The organism is Providencia sp. PROV048, assembly GCF_033688165.1.
Classification (GTDB): Bacteria; Pseudomonadota; Gammaproteobacteria; order Enterobacterales; family Enterobacteriaceae; genus Providencia; species Providencia hangzhouensis.
Window position 1 is genome coordinate 4,037,994 of the sequence record NZ_CP096360.1, and the last position, 19,413, is coordinate 4,057,406.

The 19,413-nt window shown below is 41.8% G+C and carries 16 protein-coding genes and 4 tRNA genes; 1 reads left to right on the forward strand and 19 read right to left on the reverse strand.

Features of this window, described 5'->3' with window-relative positions; all coding sequences use genetic code 11:
* Positions 1-219: 219 nt before the first annotated feature.
* Positions 220-447: a hypothetical protein gene (locus M1F26_RS18100; protein WP_004906084.1), complete on the forward strand. Its 228-nt coding sequence runs from the start codon at positions 220-222 to the stop codon at positions 445-447.
* Between the two features lie 807 nt (positions 448-1,254).
* Here the strand turns inward: M1F26_RS18100 and M1F26_RS18105 are convergent.
* From M1F26_RS18105 to trxA, 19 genes are all read right to left on the reverse strand, one after another.
* Positions 1,255-1,331: transfer RNA gene (locus M1F26_RS18105), tRNA-Pro, on the reverse strand.
* 40 nt (positions 1,332-1,371) lie between these two features.
* Positions 1,372-1,457: transfer RNA gene (locus M1F26_RS18110), tRNA-Leu, on the reverse strand.
* Between the two features lie 15 nt (positions 1,458-1,472).
* A tRNA-His gene (locus M1F26_RS18115) sits at positions 1,473-1,548 on the reverse strand.
* A 79-nt stretch (positions 1,549-1,627) separates the two neighbouring features.
* Positions 1,628-1,704 (reverse strand) — tRNA-Arg (locus M1F26_RS18120).
* 167 nt (positions 1,705-1,871) lie between these two features.
* On the reverse strand, positions 1,872-3,248 hold the full coding sequence (gene thrP, locus M1F26_RS18125; protein WP_140171866.1) for a bifunctional threonine/serine APC transporter ThrP: 1,377 nt from the start codon (positions 3,246-3,248) through the stop codon (positions 1,872-1,874).
* 290 nt (positions 3,249-3,538) lie between these two features.
* Positions 3,539-4,306: a lipopolysaccharide N-acetylmannosaminouronosyltransferase gene (wecG, locus tag M1F26_RS18130; RefSeq protein WP_036958810.1), complete on the reverse strand. Its 768-nt coding sequence runs from the start codon at positions 4,304-4,306 to the stop codon at positions 3,539-3,541.
* A 9-nt stretch (positions 4,307-4,315) separates the two neighbouring features.
* Positions 4,316-5,671 (reverse strand): ECA oligosaccharide polymerase, encoded by a 1,356-nt coding sequence (wzyE, locus tag M1F26_RS18135; RefSeq protein ID WP_094962456.1) that lies wholly within the window; start codon positions 5,669-5,671, stop codon positions 4,316-4,318.
* Positions 5,668-6,750 carry a TDP-N-acetylfucosamine:lipid II N-acetylfucosaminyltransferase gene (locus M1F26_RS18140; RefSeq protein WP_140171867.1) on the reverse strand — a complete coding sequence of 361 codons (1,083 nt, stop codon included), beginning with the start codon at positions 6,748-6,750 and terminating at the stop codon, positions 5,668-5,670. The genes wzyE and M1F26_RS18140 overlap by 4 nt, the downstream gene beginning before the upstream one ends.
* Positions 6,747-7,997 carry a lipid III flippase WzxE gene (gene wzxE / locus M1F26_RS18145; RefSeq protein WP_140171868.1) on the reverse strand — a complete coding sequence of 417 codons (1,251 nt, stop codon included), beginning with the start codon at positions 7,995-7,997 and terminating at the stop codon, positions 6,747-6,749. The genes M1F26_RS18140 and wzxE overlap by 4 nt, the downstream gene beginning before the upstream one ends.
* Positions 7,997-9,127: a dTDP-4-amino-4,6-dideoxygalactose transaminase gene (gene rffA / locus M1F26_RS18150; protein ID WP_140171869.1), complete on the reverse strand. Its 1,131-nt coding sequence runs from the start codon at positions 9,125-9,127 to the stop codon at positions 7,997-7,999. The genes wzxE and rffA overlap by 1 nt, the downstream gene beginning before the upstream one ends.
* Positions 9,114-9,854 carry a dTDP-4-amino-4,6-dideoxy-D-galactose acyltransferase gene (gene rffC / locus M1F26_RS18155; protein ID WP_140171870.1) on the reverse strand — a complete coding sequence of 247 codons (741 nt, stop codon included), beginning with the start codon at positions 9,852-9,854 and terminating at the stop codon, positions 9,114-9,116. The genes rffA and rffC overlap by 14 nt, the downstream gene beginning before the upstream one ends.
* Positions 9,832-10,713 (reverse strand): glucose-1-phosphate thymidylyltransferase RfbA, encoded by an 882-nt coding sequence (gene rfbA / locus M1F26_RS18160; RefSeq protein ID WP_102139870.1) that lies wholly within the window; start codon positions 10,711-10,713, stop codon positions 9,832-9,834. The genes rffC and rfbA overlap by 23 nt, the downstream gene beginning before the upstream one ends.
* A gap of 8 nt (positions 10,714-10,721) precedes the next feature.
* A complete protein-coding gene (gene rffG / locus M1F26_RS18165) occupies positions 10,722-11,795 on the reverse strand; it encodes a dTDP-glucose 4,6-dehydratase (RefSeq protein ID WP_180359504.1) in 1,074 nt (357 codons plus the stop codon).
* On the reverse strand, positions 11,786-13,048 hold the full coding sequence (gene wecC, locus M1F26_RS18170) for a UDP-N-acetyl-D-mannosamine dehydrogenase (RefSeq protein WP_094962451.1): 1,263 nt from the start codon (positions 13,046-13,048) through the stop codon (positions 11,786-11,788). Before wecC ends, rffG begins: the two co-directional genes overlap by 10 nt.
* Positions 13,045-14,175, reverse strand: a complete 1,131-nt coding sequence (wecB, locus tag M1F26_RS18175; protein WP_004906103.1) for a non-hydrolyzing UDP-N-acetylglucosamine 2-epimerase — start codon at positions 14,173-14,175, stop codon at positions 13,045-13,047. Before wecB ends, wecC begins: the two co-directional genes overlap by 4 nt.
* Positions 14,176-14,273: 98 nt before the next feature.
* Positions 14,274-15,332, reverse strand: coding sequence for an ECA polysaccharide chain length modulation protein (gene wzzE / locus M1F26_RS18180; protein ID WP_140171872.1), 1,059 nt, complete (start codon positions 15,330-15,332; stop codon positions 14,274-14,276).
* Positions 15,333-15,361: 29 nt separating this feature from the next.
* Entirely contained in the window at positions 15,362-16,447 is a 1,086-nt protein-coding gene (gene wecA, locus M1F26_RS18185) for a UDP-N-acetylglucosamine--undecaprenyl-phosphate N-acetylglucosaminephosphotransferase (RefSeq protein ID WP_004906107.1), read from the reverse strand.
* Positions 16,448-17,078: 631 nt separating this feature from the next.
* The gene (gene rho / locus M1F26_RS18190) at positions 17,079-18,338 is read right to left on the reverse strand and encodes a transcription termination factor Rho (RefSeq protein ID WP_004915469.1); all 1,260 of its coding nucleotides are present in this window, start codon (positions 18,336-18,338) and stop codon (positions 17,079-17,081) included.
* 701 nt (positions 18,339-19,039) lie between these two features.
* Positions 19,040-19,366, reverse strand: coding sequence for a thioredoxin TrxA (trxA, locus tag M1F26_RS18195; RefSeq protein WP_125894355.1), 327 nt, complete (start codon positions 19,364-19,366; stop codon positions 19,040-19,042).
* Positions 19,367-19,413 lie beyond the last annotated feature (47 nt).

Here is a 19,413-nt window from a genome sequence, read left to right on the forward strand (position 1 = left end):
CAGAAATGAATTTAAATACATTGCGTTAGTCGTATTAAATCATCGTAAAAGGAGAATATGAGGTTTATGATTGGTAACATTACAGATCAATAACTCAATGTTTAATCAATAATCGTTATTTAAGGATCAGCAAAACACACTTGGCTATGTTATAAAATAAACACATAGTGTATAAAGCTTTATATACATCTTTGCTTTGAATGAATTAGGGATATCGGTATGAATGTAATTAAAACTATTTGGCGCTGGATTATTGCAACCCCAAACCGTTTACAAATATTCTTTGATCTTCTGCTGTTAGTATTATCACCTTTTGTTTTTATTATGATTATTGGTTTTAATACCGAAGATCTTAGTAAAGACATTTTCATTATTACATTCATTATCCTCTGCTATACCTATATTACTCGCTGGTTCAGTAAGTGGTTTAGTAAAGGTAGAAGCTAATACCTATCTTATTTTCAGCCTCTTAGTCATTTTCTAAGGGGCTTGGCTTTTCACATAAACAAAAAAAACACCTGCACAAGGCAGGTGTAAAATACAATCAGGTCTACAGACGGATGGTGCCTCACTCAACGTTTCGCCCGTTCGTTGATGGTAAGAGGATGAGCTCTTGATCATCTAAGTTGGACAATAGGCACCGATAATCGGCTTTGCGTCATCTCTGGGTTTATGAAGCTTCGCTGTCATAAGAAGTGAGATGAGCATCTACATATAAAATAATGCACAATGCATGCCAACTTTTTTAAACCGAGTTTTTTTTTAGTTTACTCTTTTGGTTTCGCTCTCATCTCTCGGTTTTACACATAATTTTCCTTCTTGGAAAGAAATCCCCCTAACATTAAAGAATTCACTAATGTGGTTCCTGTATCTTATCTTGCTATTTTGTCGCAGTTTAGAGACAGCATAAAACAGTTATTTACATTCCCTTATAAATCAACAAGTAAAATGTCTCCTTTTGGCGACATCAATATAATGAATTGTATCTATTTTACGACACAGGCTAGTTAACCTGCTAAATTACAAATAAAAACAAGCAATTAACCATAGCCAATCATTATTGAAGAAACAGCACTAAGTAGACTTTAAACAATTCAGGTTATAGCTAGGCGGTAAGTGAAGATATACCGATGAATATACACAAATATGTGATTCTAGGAGACTAACGCAGACAACAATGCGATGGGTTGAAGTGTGATGATTATAAAGCATAAAAAGCAAAAAACCCGTCGGTTAAGACAGGTTTCTTTAAATTGGTCGGCGAGAGAGGATTCGAACCTCCGACCCACTGGTCCCAAACCAGTTGCGCTACCAAGCTGCGCTACTCGCCGAAATTTTGTAGTACTTATTAATACCTATTACATTTCTTCGTGGTGCGAAAGGGGGGACTTGAACCCCCACGTCCATAGGACACTAACACCTGAAGCTAGCGCGTCTACCAATTCCGCCACCCTCGCAATGTCACAAAAAAATGGGGTGGCTAATGGGACTCGAACCCACGACAACTGGAATCACAATCCAGGGCTCTACCAACTGAGCTATAGCCACCATAACTTCACTTTTTTCAAAGCGTTGCTATATTACTACATACAACGTCATTTTGCCAACCGTAGCGAAGCGCTAAAACTGGTGCGCCCGACAGGATTCGAACCTGAGACCTCTGCCTCCGGAGGGCAGCGCTCTATCCAGCTGAGCTACGGGCGCTTAACGCCGTTGCGGGAGAGGATAGTACGGATTTATCCTCCTGCTGTCTAGTCCTTTTTGAAATAAAAATATCGATTGCTTGCCTTTTATCCATTTCGTTGAGAAAGAGAGCATATTTACCCTCTTTTTCGCTATGCGCCTAATAAAAATCTATCAAAACTCCGACGTTAAACTTTTCCGTTACGGTTATTGAACAGGCGAATGATGAAATAAAGGAGAGAAACACCCCCTAAGAAGATGGCTCCAACGATTAAAGATAAGCGAGTATCTGGGTTAATCGCCATTCCAACCAATACGCAGGCTAAAAATAACAAGGTCGCATAGTTAACCCATGGAAAAAGGATCGATTTGAAAGGATGCCCAATAAGCTTTTCTTTGTTTTGTTGGCGAAAACGGATTTGGCTGGTCAATAGCACTAACCAAGGCACCATACCTGGTAACACACTCGCACTATAGACATACACAAAGACTTTTTCTGGATTCGGTATGATGTAATTCAGGCTAGAACCCGCCACTAAACAGAGAATAGTAAAGCCAACGCAACGTGCTGGTACGCCATTTTTCGTTAATTTCAATAATGACTTAGGTAATTGCTTATTTTGTGCTAAGGCATATAGCATTCGCCCACCACTATACATGCCACTATTGCAACCAGATAACGCCGCAGTTAACACCACAAAGTTAATTACAGCGGCTGCGGACACAATCCCCACTTTCGCAAACGTAAGAACAAATGGGCTACCTTGTGAACCCACTTCCGTCCACGGAAAGAGTGTCACAACAATAAAAATAGCACCCACATAAAAAATTAATATGCGCCATAAAATATTATTGATCGCTTTTTTTAATGTAACTTGAGGATTTTTCGCTTCACCTGCCGTGATCCCAACTAATTCAACCCCTTGATAAGAGGCCACAACGATACACAAAGCAAATAAGAAACCTTTCCAGCCCCCGGCAAAGAAACCACCATGTTCGGTAAGGTTCGCAAGCCCAATCGGCTCAAAGTTATTACCTAGACCAAAAAAAATCAGCCCTAAGCCAATTAAAATCATCACCACAATCGTGGTCACTTTGATCATGGCAAACCAGAACTCAAGCTCTCCATACAGCCGTACAGCGGCTAAGTTAGCTAATGCCACTAATACCACTGCGATAATGGCAAAAATCCATTGAGGCACATCAGGGAACCAATATTCCGCATATACACCAATGGCAGTAATCTCTGAGATACCAACGGCCACCCACATGAACCAGTAGCCCCACGCAGTGAGACATCCCCAAAATGGACTCAAATATTTATAACCAAACGAAGCAAAAGAACCGGTTACAGGTTCAAGAAATAGCATTTCCCCCATTGAGCGCATAATGAAGAAAACAAAAATTCCTGCGATGATATAAGCCAGTAAAACAGAAGGGCCCGCCCATTTTAGCGTACTGGCTGATCCCATAAATAACCCAACGCCAATAGTTCCACCGAGCGCAATAAGCTCGATATGGCGTGCTTCTAACCCACGTTGAAGCCCCTGTTGTGGATTTCCCATACATACCCCTGTCAAAATTAGATATTTAAAATGCAGTTTTAATTGAAACTCAGTTAGTAATAATCACTGCAATTATTTGAAAAGCATCAATTAGGCGATTAAAAAAAATGCCATAGCCGCAAGATTAAGCACAAACTGGTGCGAATATGATTATTTTTGAGGGATTATAGAAATATTTGAAGAAAGAGACCAGTCATTCGGAGAATTCAGACCGCAAGCAAGGGATTAGGCCTACTTGCGGCCAGTAAAATACATCGATAATAACGATAAAAATCAAATCACTATAAAAATTACAGCTTACCGCCGTAATAGTAACCTAAAAATTTCAGTAATTTAAACTGACGAGTAATACGGGAAGGCTGAGATAGTAAGCGATACAACCATTCCAACCCTAAGTTTTGCCAAACTTTCGGTGCACGTTTTACATGCCCTGTAAACACATCATAAGTCCCCCCAACGCCCATATATAAGGCATCTGGGTACACACTTCGGCAATCTCGCATAAAAATTTCTTGTTTCGGAGAACCCATCGCAACAGTGACAATTTTTGCACCACTTGCACGAATGCGTTCGAACAATGCACTTCGCTCTTCAGCAGTAAAATAGCCGTTTTGCGAACCTACAATGTTCACATTCCACTGCGAGCGTAGCTTGCTTTCAGTTTGCTCTAGAATTTCTGGTTTGCCACCCACTAGGAAAACTGGCGTACCTTCTTTACCGGCCCGTTCCATTAACCCTTCCCACAAGTCAGCACCAGCCACACGGGAAACTTCCGCTTGTGGGTATTTACGACGAATAGCACGGACAATACTAATTCCGTCAGCATATAAATATTCGGCTTGGCCTAGTAACGTATTTAAAGCCGTATCTTGTTCAGCGATCATCACTTTTTCTGCATTAATCGCAACGAGCGTTCCCGTTTTCGTTTCCCCACCAGCAAATAAGTAGTCTAAAAAATGGGCCATATTTTTAAAGCCCCAAATATTATGACCACGAATACTATATTGTGGAATAGATGGCTGTGTAACGGATGAAGACTGAGTTGATGACGATTCCATGATACTCCTTTAGCGGCTTTCACGCTGTTGGCTTCTTAAAAAAGAAGCTGTTTTTGTGCGAATAAGCCCTGCACTTTCAAATAACCAATACAGTAATTTTGCTAACACCAGACACAGTCCGAATATTAAGCAGAAGAAAACCACCCGTGAGACGAAAGAATCCACGCCTTCACGCGCTAAAACAATGATGTTAAAAATGGCACCAAAACAAAATGCCTGCATAATGGCAGCCTTATAGCGATTCGGTTCTTTCAGGCTCATGCCATAGATCCAATCAAACCATTTGATGATAAGCCCCACAACTATGGCGCCGAGTGGTATAAAAATCACTCCGCCCATCACTACCAATGAACCAATCAGTGTTGGCGAAATTGCCAGTCCTGAATGGTTGTTGAGTACTTCCCACGTAAAATAGTTGGCAGAGTTCAATACCGTATCTGGACGTTCAGGCCAAACCCAAGAAGGAATGAAAACATAAAAGTCACGGATAATTGGCGCTAGGCCTTGAAAATCCATCTCATCATAATGGCTTAACAGTAATGCTAAATTTTCCCACGGAGAGAATGTGTCCCGCGTTAAGTACAAGAAAGTGTAATACGCTTCGGCACCGCTAACATCTAGCCCATAGCGTTTTAAGGCTAACCAGAACATCCCTACAATACTGGCGACCCCAGCCGCGGCTAACATCCACAGCGTAATCCAACCTCTGACAATCCCAATAAATAAGAACAGCGCGAAGGCAATAATGATGTTCGCTCTTGTTCCCCCGACGATAACATAGGTTAAGAAACCAAATGCGACGGTACTAACAAGGAAGAAAATCCAGCGTTTCTGTGTTGGTCGCAAGAAATAAACAATCAACATTGCCGGTATGAAGAAATAGAAAAAGCGTTTTAATGCCACGCCAGAAACTTGGCTGGAGAAAATTTGGCTATAGGATTTTAGCTTAAACAGCAAAAAACCGTTCTGCATGAAAAAGATACCTACTGTCACGACTGCAATCAGTATCAATAACAGACAGGTTAGATTCGTTTCCACTTTGTTCATGCTAAACAACGCACGCCGTGGTGCGTCTGGTTGCCTAGAAAGCCGAGTTTTATAGGCAACATAATAAATCGCATAAAAACTAGTCGCTGCTAGTTGAGCGTAAAGTAAATAATCAGCCTTCACAACCGCAACATCAAATTGAAACACTAACGCACAGGTTAATGGGAAGCCAAAGTAAAACGTCAATAAATACAGCATTGAAAAGAAAATATTGAAGTTAAACCGAGCACGTAAAAATTCTTTGTATAGCAAAGTACCAATAAAAATAATTGATATCAGGTAGACCAGTGCTAAGCCGCCTAATTCCGTCAGCGTCATGCTCGCTCCTCCAGGGCTCTGAGAACGGTTTTCCAGCCCTCAGTAAAGTTAGGAGCAAAAAATTCAATATGGTGTTTATCTAATAAACTCATTTGGCGCTGAGCTTCGTCCACCAGCGGTATCGTCAGGTTGTCACCATAGAAAAACACAGGGACATTTTGAGCGGTTAAATCCTGCCAGAACGTATTTTGACGGCTGATGACAAACGGAATACCAAATTGGATCAGCAAACAAACCGTCCCCACCCCTTGCTGGCGATTAAAAATAAAATAACCAAGATCACAGGATTTGAGCAGATTAAGGTACTCGCTAAACTCCATGCGCTCTTTCAGAATTTCCACTTGCCCTGAAGTAAATTCACTATTTGCAGCCTGTTCGACTTGTTCAATATAGACTTGGTTATTTGCAGGATAGCCCATTGGGACAATCACCTTAACCTCATCACCGAATTGCTGTTTAATCGCACTCAGCGCCTCTACATGACGATTAGAACGGTCACCTGAGTTACCCAGCAGAATCGTCAGTTGAGAGCCTTCACGCGCTTTGGGCTCGCTTATTGTCAATGCGGGGTCCATTCGTGTTGGAAAATACAACACGGAGGCAGGCACTTTAGGGTTCGACTGGTGGAAATAGCACAAATCCCCGCGTGTAGCACACACGTGCCCAACCTTCTTCTGAGCCAAACGACGTAAAATATAAAATAATTTAAATTTTAATGAGCTAGACTCCTCATAGAGGTCAGCTCCCCATATATGCCACCAAAACTGATGGGATTTGATTTGGCCAAATAATAGTGCTAGCCAAATAGGGGCGTTAAATTGCCCATGAAAGAAAAAGCGAGTACGGCGGTCTGCCTTGGCACGCTGTATAACACTATTAGCAATGGCCTGTTTATTCGCAAAAACATCTATTTTTAGCTGAGGATAAGCGTCAGCAAGCTGCACATCGTCGCTTACCACCATAAAATGCGGTGTTGATGATGGCGCCATCTCTCGGTAGATTACGTCATTAAAAAACGTCAGTACCGTCTGATTGTGGTGTGGGAGGTTCGATCCCAGTACATGTATTAAGGTTGTCATGCTCGCCTACGGTAAATCAAAAATACGCAACAACATAAAGTGAAATAGACAATATAAGTGGCCATATAAGCCTGAGTTGCACCTACTGCGCCATGTTCAGGGATTAGCCAATGGGCAAAGCCCGTTAATAATATAAACTGACTAACTTCAGTGAGGACATAAAAACGCAATGCGGCTTTGGCAATAACCAAGTAACCAAATACGTAAGCCCCCACTTTCAATACATCACCGACCAGTTGCCATGCAAACAGGTCTCTCATCCCTGTAAATTCTGTTGAGAACAGCAACCAAATCGCAAAATCACGTAATAACCAAACCGTAAAACTGACAACCGCTACGGCTGGTAAAACGAATTTCAATGCTTTAACAATCTCTGCTGTGATTTCATTTTTATGCTGCAAACGCGATAACGTCGGCAACAAATACACTGAAAATGTCGCGGTAATAAACTGCAAATAGGCATCTGAAATGGTGGTTACACCGGTCCATAGCCCCACTTCATCCCAACTATAGGTTTGGGCGAGCAGGTTTCGCATCATGATATAAGCGACTGGCAACGTAACTGCGGTTAGCATCGCCATGACGGTGAACTTGCCTAAATTAGTCGCAATTGCTTTGTCCCATGCGGGTTTCAGTGATGACAACGCAAATTGCTTACGTTTAATTATCATCCCTGCCGCAGGCAGTACCACGAGTGCTGGCACTAATGCCAATCCTGCGAGTGCGCCTTCATACCCGCCAACTAGATAGCATAAATAATAAGCAACCACGCCAATTATGCTACCCCAAATAATGGCCAATGCATTACCTGAAGCGTCTCGATAGCCTTTTAAGATAGATAAAAAATAGTTGGCGTAACCGATCCCCATTTGGATCAAAGCAACCATTTGAATAACTGAGCTATATTTCACGCTATCAAATAGCGCCTCACTAATGACCGGGCTACACAGTAAAAAGATAATCGCTAATAAGGTCGAAAACCCAAGGATAATCGTCGATGAGGTCCCCAACACTGCACGCAATTTCAGTGGATCTTGGTGGTGTTCTGCGACATATTTGGTGACACCATTAAAAATCCCTGCGCCCGATAATACTCCGAGTACCGTAATCAATTGGCGGAAATTACCCGCCAGCCCCACACCGCTGGGGCCAAATGAGACTGCAAATAACTTAACGATTAACAGGCCTACCCCGATTTTAATCAGGGTTGACCCAGCAGTCCAAACCGATGCTTTAGCTAATGACATTAGGCAAAGAACGCTTTGATTCGCTCAATGACTGTCTGCTGCTCGTCATCAGTCATGTTGTAGAACATCGGTAAACGCACTAAGCGGTCACTTTCTGATGTCGTGTATTTATCTTCACCATGGAAACGGCCAAACTCAATACCTGCAGGGCTCGTGTGCAATGCAACGTAGTGGAATACCGTCAAAATACCATGAGATTTCATGTAATCATTGAATTCAGTACGCTCTTCAATATCTTTGAGTTTGATATAGAACATATGAGCATTGTGTTTCAAGCCATCTGGCACCGTCGCTAAGACTAAACGTCCCGCATCAACCAATGGCTGCAACGCTTCATCATAACGTTTCCATAATAGTAAACGGCGATCATTAATTTTGTCGGCTTCTTCTAACTGCGCCCATAAATAAGCGGCTTGTAAATCAGACAATAAGTAGCTTGAACCGATGTCACGCCATGTGTATTTATCCACTTGGCCGCGGAAAAATTGGCTACGATTCGTCCCTTTTTCACGGATCACTTCGGCACGGCTAATCAAGTCTTTATCATTGATAAGCGTTGCTCCACCTTCACCGCCTGAAGAGTAGTTTTTCGTTTCATGGAAGCTATAACAACCGATGTGGCCGATAGTGCCCAGTGCTTTGCCTTTATAGGTCGACATCACACCTTGTGCCGCGTCTTCAATCACAAATAAATTGTGTTTTTTCGCGATATCCATAATGGTGTCCATCTCACAAGCAACACCTGCATAGTGGACAGGAACGATAGCGCGCGTACGTTCAGTGATTGCGGCTTCAATTTTAGTTTCATCAATATTCATGGTATCAGGGCGGATATCAACGAATACGATTTTTGCGCCACGTAACACGAATGCGTTAGAGGTTGATACAAAAGTAAAGCTTGGCATGATAATCTCATCACCCGGCTTGGTATCAATCAGGATCGCCGCCATTTCTAATGAAGCCGTACAAGATGGCGTTAACTGCACTTTCGGGCAATTAAACCGTTTTTCCATCCATTCTTCACAACGTTTCGTGAAGCCACCGTCACCACACAGTTTGCCACTTTCCATGGCTTGTCTCATATACTCTAATTCAGTACCTACAACGGGTGGTTTATTAAATGGAATCATGTTGTCCCCTGTATAACCAATAGGCGGTACTGGCAATTGCTGCACCGCTACGTGAATAAAGATTTAATGCCGCAACATTACTGATTTGCGTGGCCACATTTAACTGTCTTTTTTGGTGTTCCACACACCAATTAAATGCTGCTGACATCAACTTACGCCCCACACCTTGCCCTTTCGCTTCTGGCATTTTCGCGAGTAGGCCAACCCGTGCCGTTTCAGCATCCAGATGCCGTAAACTCACAAAGCCCAATATCGCACCAGACGCGTCTTTAACTAGTAAACAAGTGTGATCAAACGTACCAAGTACTGATTTTTCTATCCACAACGCATAAAACTGACCGCTATCACCATCACGATACCAAGGTGCTCTAAAGCGGCTTTTGCTAAAGACAGACTCAGCGGCTTGCCGTAAAGTAGGAATATCATCCACTTGTGCAACAACAATGTGCTCTTCCGCTGTTAAACCTGCCTTTAAATAAGCATTTTCTGTGCCAATAGTAAGAGCGAAATCGATTTCACCTTCAACAAATGAAAAACCCATACCAGCCAAATCATCAATCAGCTGCGTTTCAGACGCGGCGACTTTTGCTTGCACGATATCGTATTCATTTATTTGATAAGCAAGGAGGGTCTCGAGATTATCCCCCGTAAAATTCAACTTTGCCGTTGAGCGATGAAAAAATTCGCTCTCCCATGGCAGGCTCTCAATACTGGCGCGGACGGACACGTAATAAATCCTCTAAGTATTGCCCATAACCTGTTTTTTTCAGCTGTTGCGCTGAAAAAGCGACTTGTTCATCTGTCAGCCAACCGTTACGCCACGCAATTTCTTCCAAACAAGCAACTTTGAAACCTTGACGTTTTTCAACGGTTTGCACAAAGGTACCTGCCTCAATGAGGCTATCGTGGGTACCTGTATCTAACCAAGCAAAACCACGACCGAGCAATTCAACGTTTAATTCGCCACGTTCTAAGTACATTTGGTTAATCGATGTAATCTCTAACTCACCACGTTCAGAAGGTTTAACTTGTTTTGCAAACTCAACCACTTGGGAGTCATAGAAATATAGCCCCGTCACCGCCCAATTCGATTTAGGTTTAACCGGCTTTTCTTCAATCGACAGTGCTTTAAAATTATCGTCAAATTCCACGACACCAAAACGTTCAGGATCCATCACTTGGTAACCAAAAACCGTTGCGCCTTTTACTCGTTCAGCAACAGATTTCAATTTTGGGCTAAATGAATGACCGAAAAAGATATTGTCGCCCAAGACTAAACAGCAAGAATCACCATTGATGAACTCTTCACCAATGATAAACGCCTGCGCAAGGCCGTCTGGTGATGGCTGCTCTGCATAACTCAGCTCAATCCCAAACTCATGACCATCCCCTAATAAACGCTTAAACATCGGCAAGTCGTCAGGAGTAGAAATAATTAAAATCTCACGGACTCCCGCCAACATCAGGACTGAAAGCGGGTAGTAAATCATCGGCTTATCGTAGATAGGCAATAACTGTTTAGAAATACCGCGAGTGATAGGATGCAAACGCGTCCCCGACCCTCCAGCTAATATAATACCTTTCATACTGTCACCTAATTTCCTAGACCTAGACGTTCGCCCGCATAGGAACCGTCCTGTACGCGGCGCCACCACGTTTCATTATTCAAATACCACAGCACTGTTTTGCGGATACCTGATTCGAAGGTTTCTTGTGGCGTCCACCCCAATTCGCGCTCAATCTTCGCGGCATCAATGGCATAACGCATATCATGCCCCGGCCGGTCTTTCACATATGTGATTAAATCACGGTAGTGCGCCACACCTTGTGGCTTCTGCGGGTGCAGCTCTTCAAGCAGATCACAAATCGTTTCTACAACGTCAATATTACGGCGCTCATTATGGCCACCAATATTATAGGTGGTGCCAGGTTGCGCGGTTGTCGCAACTAAATGCAGTGCGCGTGCATGGTCTTCAACAAACAGCCAGTCACGAATTTGCTCACCTTTCCCATAAACAGGCAGAGGCTTACCGGCTAAGGCGTTCAAAATAATTAAAGGGATCAATTTCTCTGGGAAATGATACGGCCCGTAGTTATTTGAACAATTGGTGATCATCGTCGGCAGACCATAGGTTCTTTGCCATGCACGAACCAAGTGATCGCTCGATGCTTTCGATGCGGAATAAGGGCTACTTGGCGCATAAGGCGTGGTTTCTGTGAAGAAACCATCAGGCCCCTCGAGGTCGCCATAAACTTCATCTGTTGAAATATGATGAAAACGGAAAGCCGCTTTTTTCTCATCATTCAGTGCAGACCAGTAATGGCGCGCCGCCTCTAACAATGTGTAAGTTCCCACAATGTTGGTTTCGATAAATGCCGCAGGGCCATCAATTGAACGGTCAACATGGCTTTCTGCCGCTAAATGCATCACTGCATCGGGTTGGTATTTTTCAAAAACGGCATCTAATGCAGCTCTATCACAAATATTCACCTGCTCAAAAGCATAGCGCGGGTTATTCGCAACCGTTGCAAGGGACTCTAAGTTACCTGCATAGGTTAAGCAATCCAGAACCACTGCGCTGTCGTCAGTGTTTTCAATAATATGACGAACAACAGCAGAGCCGATAAACCCGGCGCCTCCAGTGATTAAAATGCGTTTCAACGCCATACTCCTTTTGTATCCACAACCCATTTTTGTGGGATCGCAGAGCCTTGGATGCCTTTGAACATATTGTGGTCAACTAACATTAAGATCACATCCGCTTCATTAACGGCTTTTTCAATCGAAACAAGCTCAGAAATGCCTTTTAAAGAGGTCGGTAATTCATCAATGTGTGGCTCAACCGCATATGTTTTACCTGGGTTCCAGTTCGCCACCATTTTGGTGATGTGCATTGCTGGGCTTTCACGTAAATCATCAATATTCGGTTTAAATGACAGGCCGAAACAGGCAATGGTCACTTCACTGGCTTTTTTACCGGTTTCCACTAAGCAATCAGCCACTGCTGCTTTCACTTGGTCAACAACCCAAATTGGTTTGCCATCATTGACTAAACGAGCGGTATGAATAAGACGTGATTGTTTTGGATTTTGCGCAACGATAAACCATGGGTCAACCGCGATGCAGTGCCCACCAACACCTGGGCCTGGTTGCAAAATATTAACGCGTGGATGACGATTCGCGAGGCTGATTAACTCCCACACATTGATGTCTTGTTCCGCACAAATTAATGATAATTCATTCGCAAAAGCAATATTCACATCACGGAAGCTATTTTCCGTTAACTTACACATTTCCGCAGTTCTTGAGTTAGTAATTACACACTCACCTTCAAGGAAAATATTGTATAGCTCACTTGCACGCAGAGAGGATTTTGGCGTCATACCACCAACAACGCGGTCATTTTTAATTAATTCGACCATCACTTGGCCTGGTAACACACGCTCAGGGCAGTACGCTACATCGATATCGGCTTCTTCCCCTGCTTGATGAGGGAAGGTTAAATCAGGGCGAGCAGCTGCCATCCACTCTGCCATTTGCTCTGTTGTTCCTACTGGCGATGTAGACTCAAGGATGACTAAATCCCCTTTCTTCAGCACCGGAGCAACAGACTCAGCTGCAGCACGTACATACGCGAGGTCAGGTTCGTGCTCGCCTTTAAATGGCGTAGGCACAGCAATCAGATAAGCATCTGCAGGTTGCGGCTTAGTAAAAGCTTTCAGATGGCCTTCTTCAACCGCCTTTTTGACCACGATATCCAGTTCTGGCTCCACGATGTGGATTTTACCCTGGTTAATAGTATCAACGGCATGTTGGTTAACATCGACACCAACCACTTGTTTTTTACGTGATGCAAAGGCTGCTGCTGTTGGTAAACCAATATAACCAAGGCCAATAACAGAAATAGTTTCAAAACTCATAATTTCACCTGATTACTTTTCAATGCTGCAAGAATACGCTGACATGCATGACCATCCCCATAAGGGTTATGTGCGCGGCTCATTTCGTGATACTCCGCGTCATCTGTCAGTAACCGATTAACTTCTTTCACAATTTTTTGTGTATCTGTTCCCACAAGACGAACTGTTCCTGCATCAACCGCTTCTGGTCGTTCTGTGGTATCTCTCATCACCAAAACAGGCTTACCAAGAGAAGGCGCTTCCTCTTGAATACCACCTGAGTCTGTTAGAATTAAATAAGCATGGTTCATCAAATAAACAAACGGTAGATAGTCTTGAGGGCTAATTAAAATAATATTATCAATATCATGCAGTATACGTTTAACAGGCTCACTCACATTTGGATTTAAGTGAACTGGATATACGACTTGCACATCGGGATGCGCTTGTGCAATTTCTGCTAAAGCGTGACAAATACGTTCAAAGCCACCACCAAAACTTTCTCGACGATGGCCCGTGACTAAAATCATTTTTTTATTTGGGTCGATAAATGGGTAATTTGCAGCCAATTTCTCCATCATATGCTGGTCGCTCATGACTTTATCACGTACCCACAATAACGCATCAATTACGCTATTACCGGTGACAAAAATATGGCTGTCAGGAATAGATTCTTTTAACAAATTTTGGCGTGAATTTTCAGTTGGCGCGAAGTGATACATCGCTAAATGACCAGCAATCTTACGGTTTGCCTCTTCAGGCCATGGCGAATACAGGTTTCCTGTACGTAATCCCGCTTCAACATGCCCTACTGGTATACGATGGTAAAATGCCGCAAGGCTAGTTGCCATCGTTGTAGCTGTGTCGCCATGAACAAGAACAACATCCGGTTGAAAATCAGCAAAAACGCTTTTCAACCCTTCAAGAATACGACAAGTGATATCAGTTAAATCTTGCCCTGGCTTCATAATATTGAGATCGTAATCTGGAATGATCTCAAACAGTTTCAGTACTTGATCTAGCATTTCACGATGCTGTGCCGTAACACAAACTTTAGCTTCAAAGTCTGTATCTTCAGCCAATGCATGAACCAGTGGTGCCATTTTAATAGCTTCAGGTCGTGTGCCGAATACAGTCAATACTTTCACAGTGACTCTCTTATATTTATCTTTCGCAGTGAGCTGCTTTGTATAATCTTAATAACTTTATATGCCACTGGAAAATTCGCCAGTGGCTTATCCCAAAATCAAGATGGGCGGCGGCGAGCAAGTACCACTCCGGCACCTACTAACATCCCTATGGCTCCCCATAGAACCATCATAAAGGCTCGACGAGGACTATCGCGTTTAACGGGCTCTTCAGGAGTACGTAAATAGCGATATGCTTGAAAATTATCTTGGAGGGTAGGCCCGACGCTCAATGTTGATAACATGGCAATATTTTGGTCGTAATCACTGTCGTGATCGGGGCCGGTTGCTTTCAATGTTTCAATTTGTGCTTGTAATAAAGGAGCACCTAACATAAACATTTTAGAATCTGGGATTTCATCCACAGGCGTTGCACTTTGATTACGTACAATACCTTGTTTTTCAGCAACTTTTAGTGCTTGTTCTAAAGCATTCAAACGTCGTTCATAAGCAGCTTTTGCCACCATATCTTCACGTTTAACCAATGCCTTCATGGATTGCATTTTCGTTGCCCATGTACCTTTAATTTCATCATTGAGATTAGCTGTGGCACGTTGGTTAGCGAACTGAATATATTGACGTAGTAACTGGTTCGCATCTGCGGAAGTTTCCGCTACTAACTTAATGCTATCTGTTAAATTTTTGACTTCATCTGCTGGCGTAAACTCAATATCATTAATGAGCTCATCCAATAATGCGGTATCTGCTTTAGGGTCATTCTCTAAACGCTGCTTATAGTAATCCGTATTTAGCCAAAACTGACGACGCGTATCATAAGAACCGAGCTGCTTTGTGAATTCTTGATAAGCTTCTTTTGCGATTGTTGGTAATTGCCCTTCTTGCCCCGTAGTATTAATACGGGAATCGAGGTTGCGCAGAAATTGTTGCTGAGAATAATAACTTCCCAGATTATTGACGGTTGGTAAATCCGTAATTGCTGTCGCACTCCACTTTGGCTGCATAAAATAGGACGCTCCCAAAGCAATTGCTGCAAAAATAACAGCAAATGCAACGATCCAAATTTTACCTTGCCACAGTGAGCGACATAAACCACGGATATCCAATTCCGGCTCTATTGGCGATTGATACTGACTCGGTTGTGTTTCTGAGTTATTCACTGCACAGAACCTCTATTTTCGTTTTGTCGTTACCGTACTGCTCCTCTACGTGCTCTACGTCTCACTCGCTTAATAAAACGGGCGACTTTCCAAGCTCGTTTGATGCAGTAACCATACATCATAAATACAAGCAAAAATAATGCCAACATTACCCATTCAGGTACAAATGTTAAGTGTTCACCAATAATACCGACACATGCTAAAGCGGCCGCTGATAGTGTAATCAGTACAAATGCCCCTTTTGGTGTAAAACCAGAACGCATAATTAAATGATGAATGTGCTGGCGATCTGGTGAGAATGGGCTCATGCCTTTGCGAATACGACGATACATAATGGCAACCATGTCCATTAGTGGGATCGCAATAATCCATAAAGCGGTAACTGGGTTAATCGGATGTACTTCTTCTTGGGTCGAAGCCACAAGGATCCAAATAATAGTAAACCCAATCAGCGTACTTCCCGCATCTCCCATGAAAACTTTAAAACGACGGCCTAGCACACCTAAATTCAGAAGAATATAAGGAAGGATAGCTGCAATAAAGGCAAAACACCAAAATGCTAACGCATAGTTACCGTTTTGATATAGCAAAAAGCCGAGAGCGCCAAAAGAAACAGAAGATAAGCCACCGAGTAACCCATCAATGCCATCAACCATGTTAAAAGCATTAATTGCTGCCCATACTGCAAATAGGGTAACGATATAACCGAATGGACCCAGTACCAGTTCCCATGGGCCAAAGGCATGACCGAGTGAATCAAGTTTCAACCCTGCCGCTGTCATCATAACAACCGCAACGATCGCTTGAATACCAGCCCTTAGTTTCACACTAATGTCAAACCTATCATCTAATGCGCCAATAAAGACTAATAACCCTGCACAAGCGATGTATAGCCACTTATGAGGAATGTATTCTCCGGTAATATAAAATGCAAAACAGATCCCAAAGAAAACGGAAATTCCCCCAACAAGAGGAACTAATCCTACGTGTTTCTTTCTGAAATTAGGTTTATCAACTAACCCGATTTTTATTGCAACAACTCGAGCCAAAAAAATAAAAACTAATGAAAACAAGAAAACGTAGAAGAGATTGGTTACAAAGTGTATGGTGTCCACTGTTCGACTCTCTTAATCTTTATATTTAACTTTCAAAACTAATTTTTTAGCGAATGCCGGTAAATAAGCATACGCCAATGCATTATCATCTTAGTACTCAAATCCGCTATAAGACGAATCTTCATTCATGAAGAAATCCCTGTCATTATTAGTTCATACACTTTATTAGTGTTTTTGATTTAATAATAGAGTATCCGTAATTTTATACTGAATAAGTGCAATATGCATGCCATAAAAGCAATACTCCAAAATTGAGTTAACCGATTGATGCTTAAATAGGCATTTAATGATTAGATAATAAAGTGATGCAAATAAATTTAGCACTAATCACAAAATAAACATAAAAACAATATTCATCTTTTAGTTCAATATGTTACCGTATATGCGTTGGTGTTTTTATCATTTATGATTAGTGTTTTAATAAAAAAATCGCCTATTTATTCAATGTTATTTATAAATAAAGCAATAAAACAGCATCTTAATCCATTGAAATTCAGCCAGCAAAATATTGAGCTTTACTTAATATGATATGTTTTAATTTTTATGTGCGACCGCCGCGTATAAAAACAAAAAAATAGGTGCCATAACAGACACCTATTTTATAAAATACGAAAAGTTTTAACGGTAACGGTTAGGCTCTTTTCATAAAGTCAAAGAACTCTTCGTTAGTTTTTGTCATCGCTAATTTACTGATGAGGAACTCCATGGCATCGATTTCGCCCATTGGGTGAATAATCTTACGCAGGATCCACATTTTTTGTAATTCATCTTGCGATGTCAGTAACTCTTCTTTACGCGTACCTGAACGGTTGTAGTCTATTGCAGGGAAAACACGTTTTTCTGCAATCTTACGAGATAGGTGCAGTTCCATGTTACCTGTACCTTTAAACTCTTCGTAAATAACTTCATCCATCTTAGAACCGGTATCAACCAGTGCAGTTGCAATGATTGTCAGGCTTCCACCTTCTTCAACATTACGAGCAGCACCGAAGAAACGTTTTGGACGATGTAATGCGTTAGCATCCACACCACCGGTTAATACTTTCCCAGAGGAAGGTACAACGGTGTTATATGCACGGGCTAGACGCGTAATAGAGTCGAGTAAAATGATAACGTCTTTTTTATGTTCAACTAGACGTTTCGCTTTCTCAATCACCATTTCAGCGACTTGAACGTGACGTGCTGCAGGCTCATCGAAAGTTGAAGCAATGACTTCACCTTTAACTAAACGCTGCATTTCTGTCACTTCCTCAGGACGTTCATCGATCAACAGAACCATCAGAACGCAATCAGGATAATTGTGAGCAATATTTGCTGCAATATTTTGCAGTAACATTGTTTTACCGGCTTTCGGTGGAGCAACAATCAGGCCACGTTGACCACGACCGATTGGAGCCGCAAGATCCAGCACACGTGCAGTTAAATCTTCAGTTGAACCATTACCACGTTCCATGCGCAGACGATTGTTAGCATGTAAAGGAGTTAAGTTTTCAAAAAGGATTTTACTACGTGCGTTTTCAGGTTTATCGAAGTTAACTTCGTTTACTTTCAGGAGGGCAAAATAACGTTCACCTTCTTTAGGGGGACGGATTTTTCCTGAAATTGTGTCACCTGTGCGTAGGTTAAATCGGCGGATTTGGCTAGGAGAAACGTAGATATCATCAGGGCCTGCGAGGTAAGAACTGTCTGCTGAACGGAGGAAACCAAATCCATCCTGCAATATTTCCAGTACGCCATCGCCGAAAATATCTTCGCCACTTTTCGCATGCTGCTTCAAAATAGAGAAAATAATATCCTGCTTTCTCATACGGGCTAAGTTCTCTAGCCCCATGTTTTCGCCTAACGTAATCAATTCTGATACTGGCGTATTTTTTAATTCGGTAAGATTCATAATGGTGGGTTCTTTAACTCGGGGTAATTCTCGAACTATGAACGTAAATTGACGGCAGCTTATTAATAAGTGCCAGTTTAACTTTATACTGCCCTGCTGATCGCTAATTTTCATTAGAAGCAAACAGCAATGCAAAAAAATCTTGTGCTAGCCATTACTAAGATTGCTCTAACATTTGGCTGCAACTCATCTTGATGATGTGTGGCATATTATTAGAAACACACACAATATTAGCAATAGTTTTTTGTACATTTAGGACAACATACATCCCAATATCGCAAATTTAAGGTCAAATTAGCATTAAAAAACACATAATTGCTCAATGCCAACCTTCTCCCACTTCATTTTTATATCCAAAAGATATAAACACATTGAATTTCATGATGTTCGTTTATGCACTATCTTTAATTCATATGAAGAGTACATTGAAACAGAAGATATTGAATACTGCTATAACTCAACGTCTAAACTTTCAATTTCATATTTAAAATCATTATGTCATCAGTTTTTGAACAAAAAATATCACAATACTGAACTAACAAGCTAGATATATAAGATAAGAGCAATGGAATACAAGGTAATTCATATGGGTGCTATACGAGGAATAAAGATAACTTATCATGCTTAAGTGAAGACGTCTAGCGGCTCTCTAGATAAAATAGATATACCGCTAAACGTCTTAGCTTACATATAACGATAACTTACAGATTTTCGTCTAAAAATTCTTTCAGTTGCGTTTTTGATAATGCCCCAACTTTCGTTGCCGCGACTTCACCATTTTTGAATAAAAGCAAGGTCGGGATGCCACGAATTCCATATTTTGGAGCGGTGGCTGGGTTTTCATCAATATTCAGTTTTGCGATAGTCAGTTTGCCTGTATATTCTTCAGCAACTTCATCAAGAATAGGCGCGATCATTTTACAAGGACCACACCATGCTGCCCAAAAATCGACGAGAACAGGTGAACTTGCGTTCAAAACTTCAGTTGCAAAACTTGCATCAGTTATCTTTATAATTTTATCGCTCATGTTGTACTCCAAGGGGTCATCTTTTGTAGACTTAGTATAACATTATT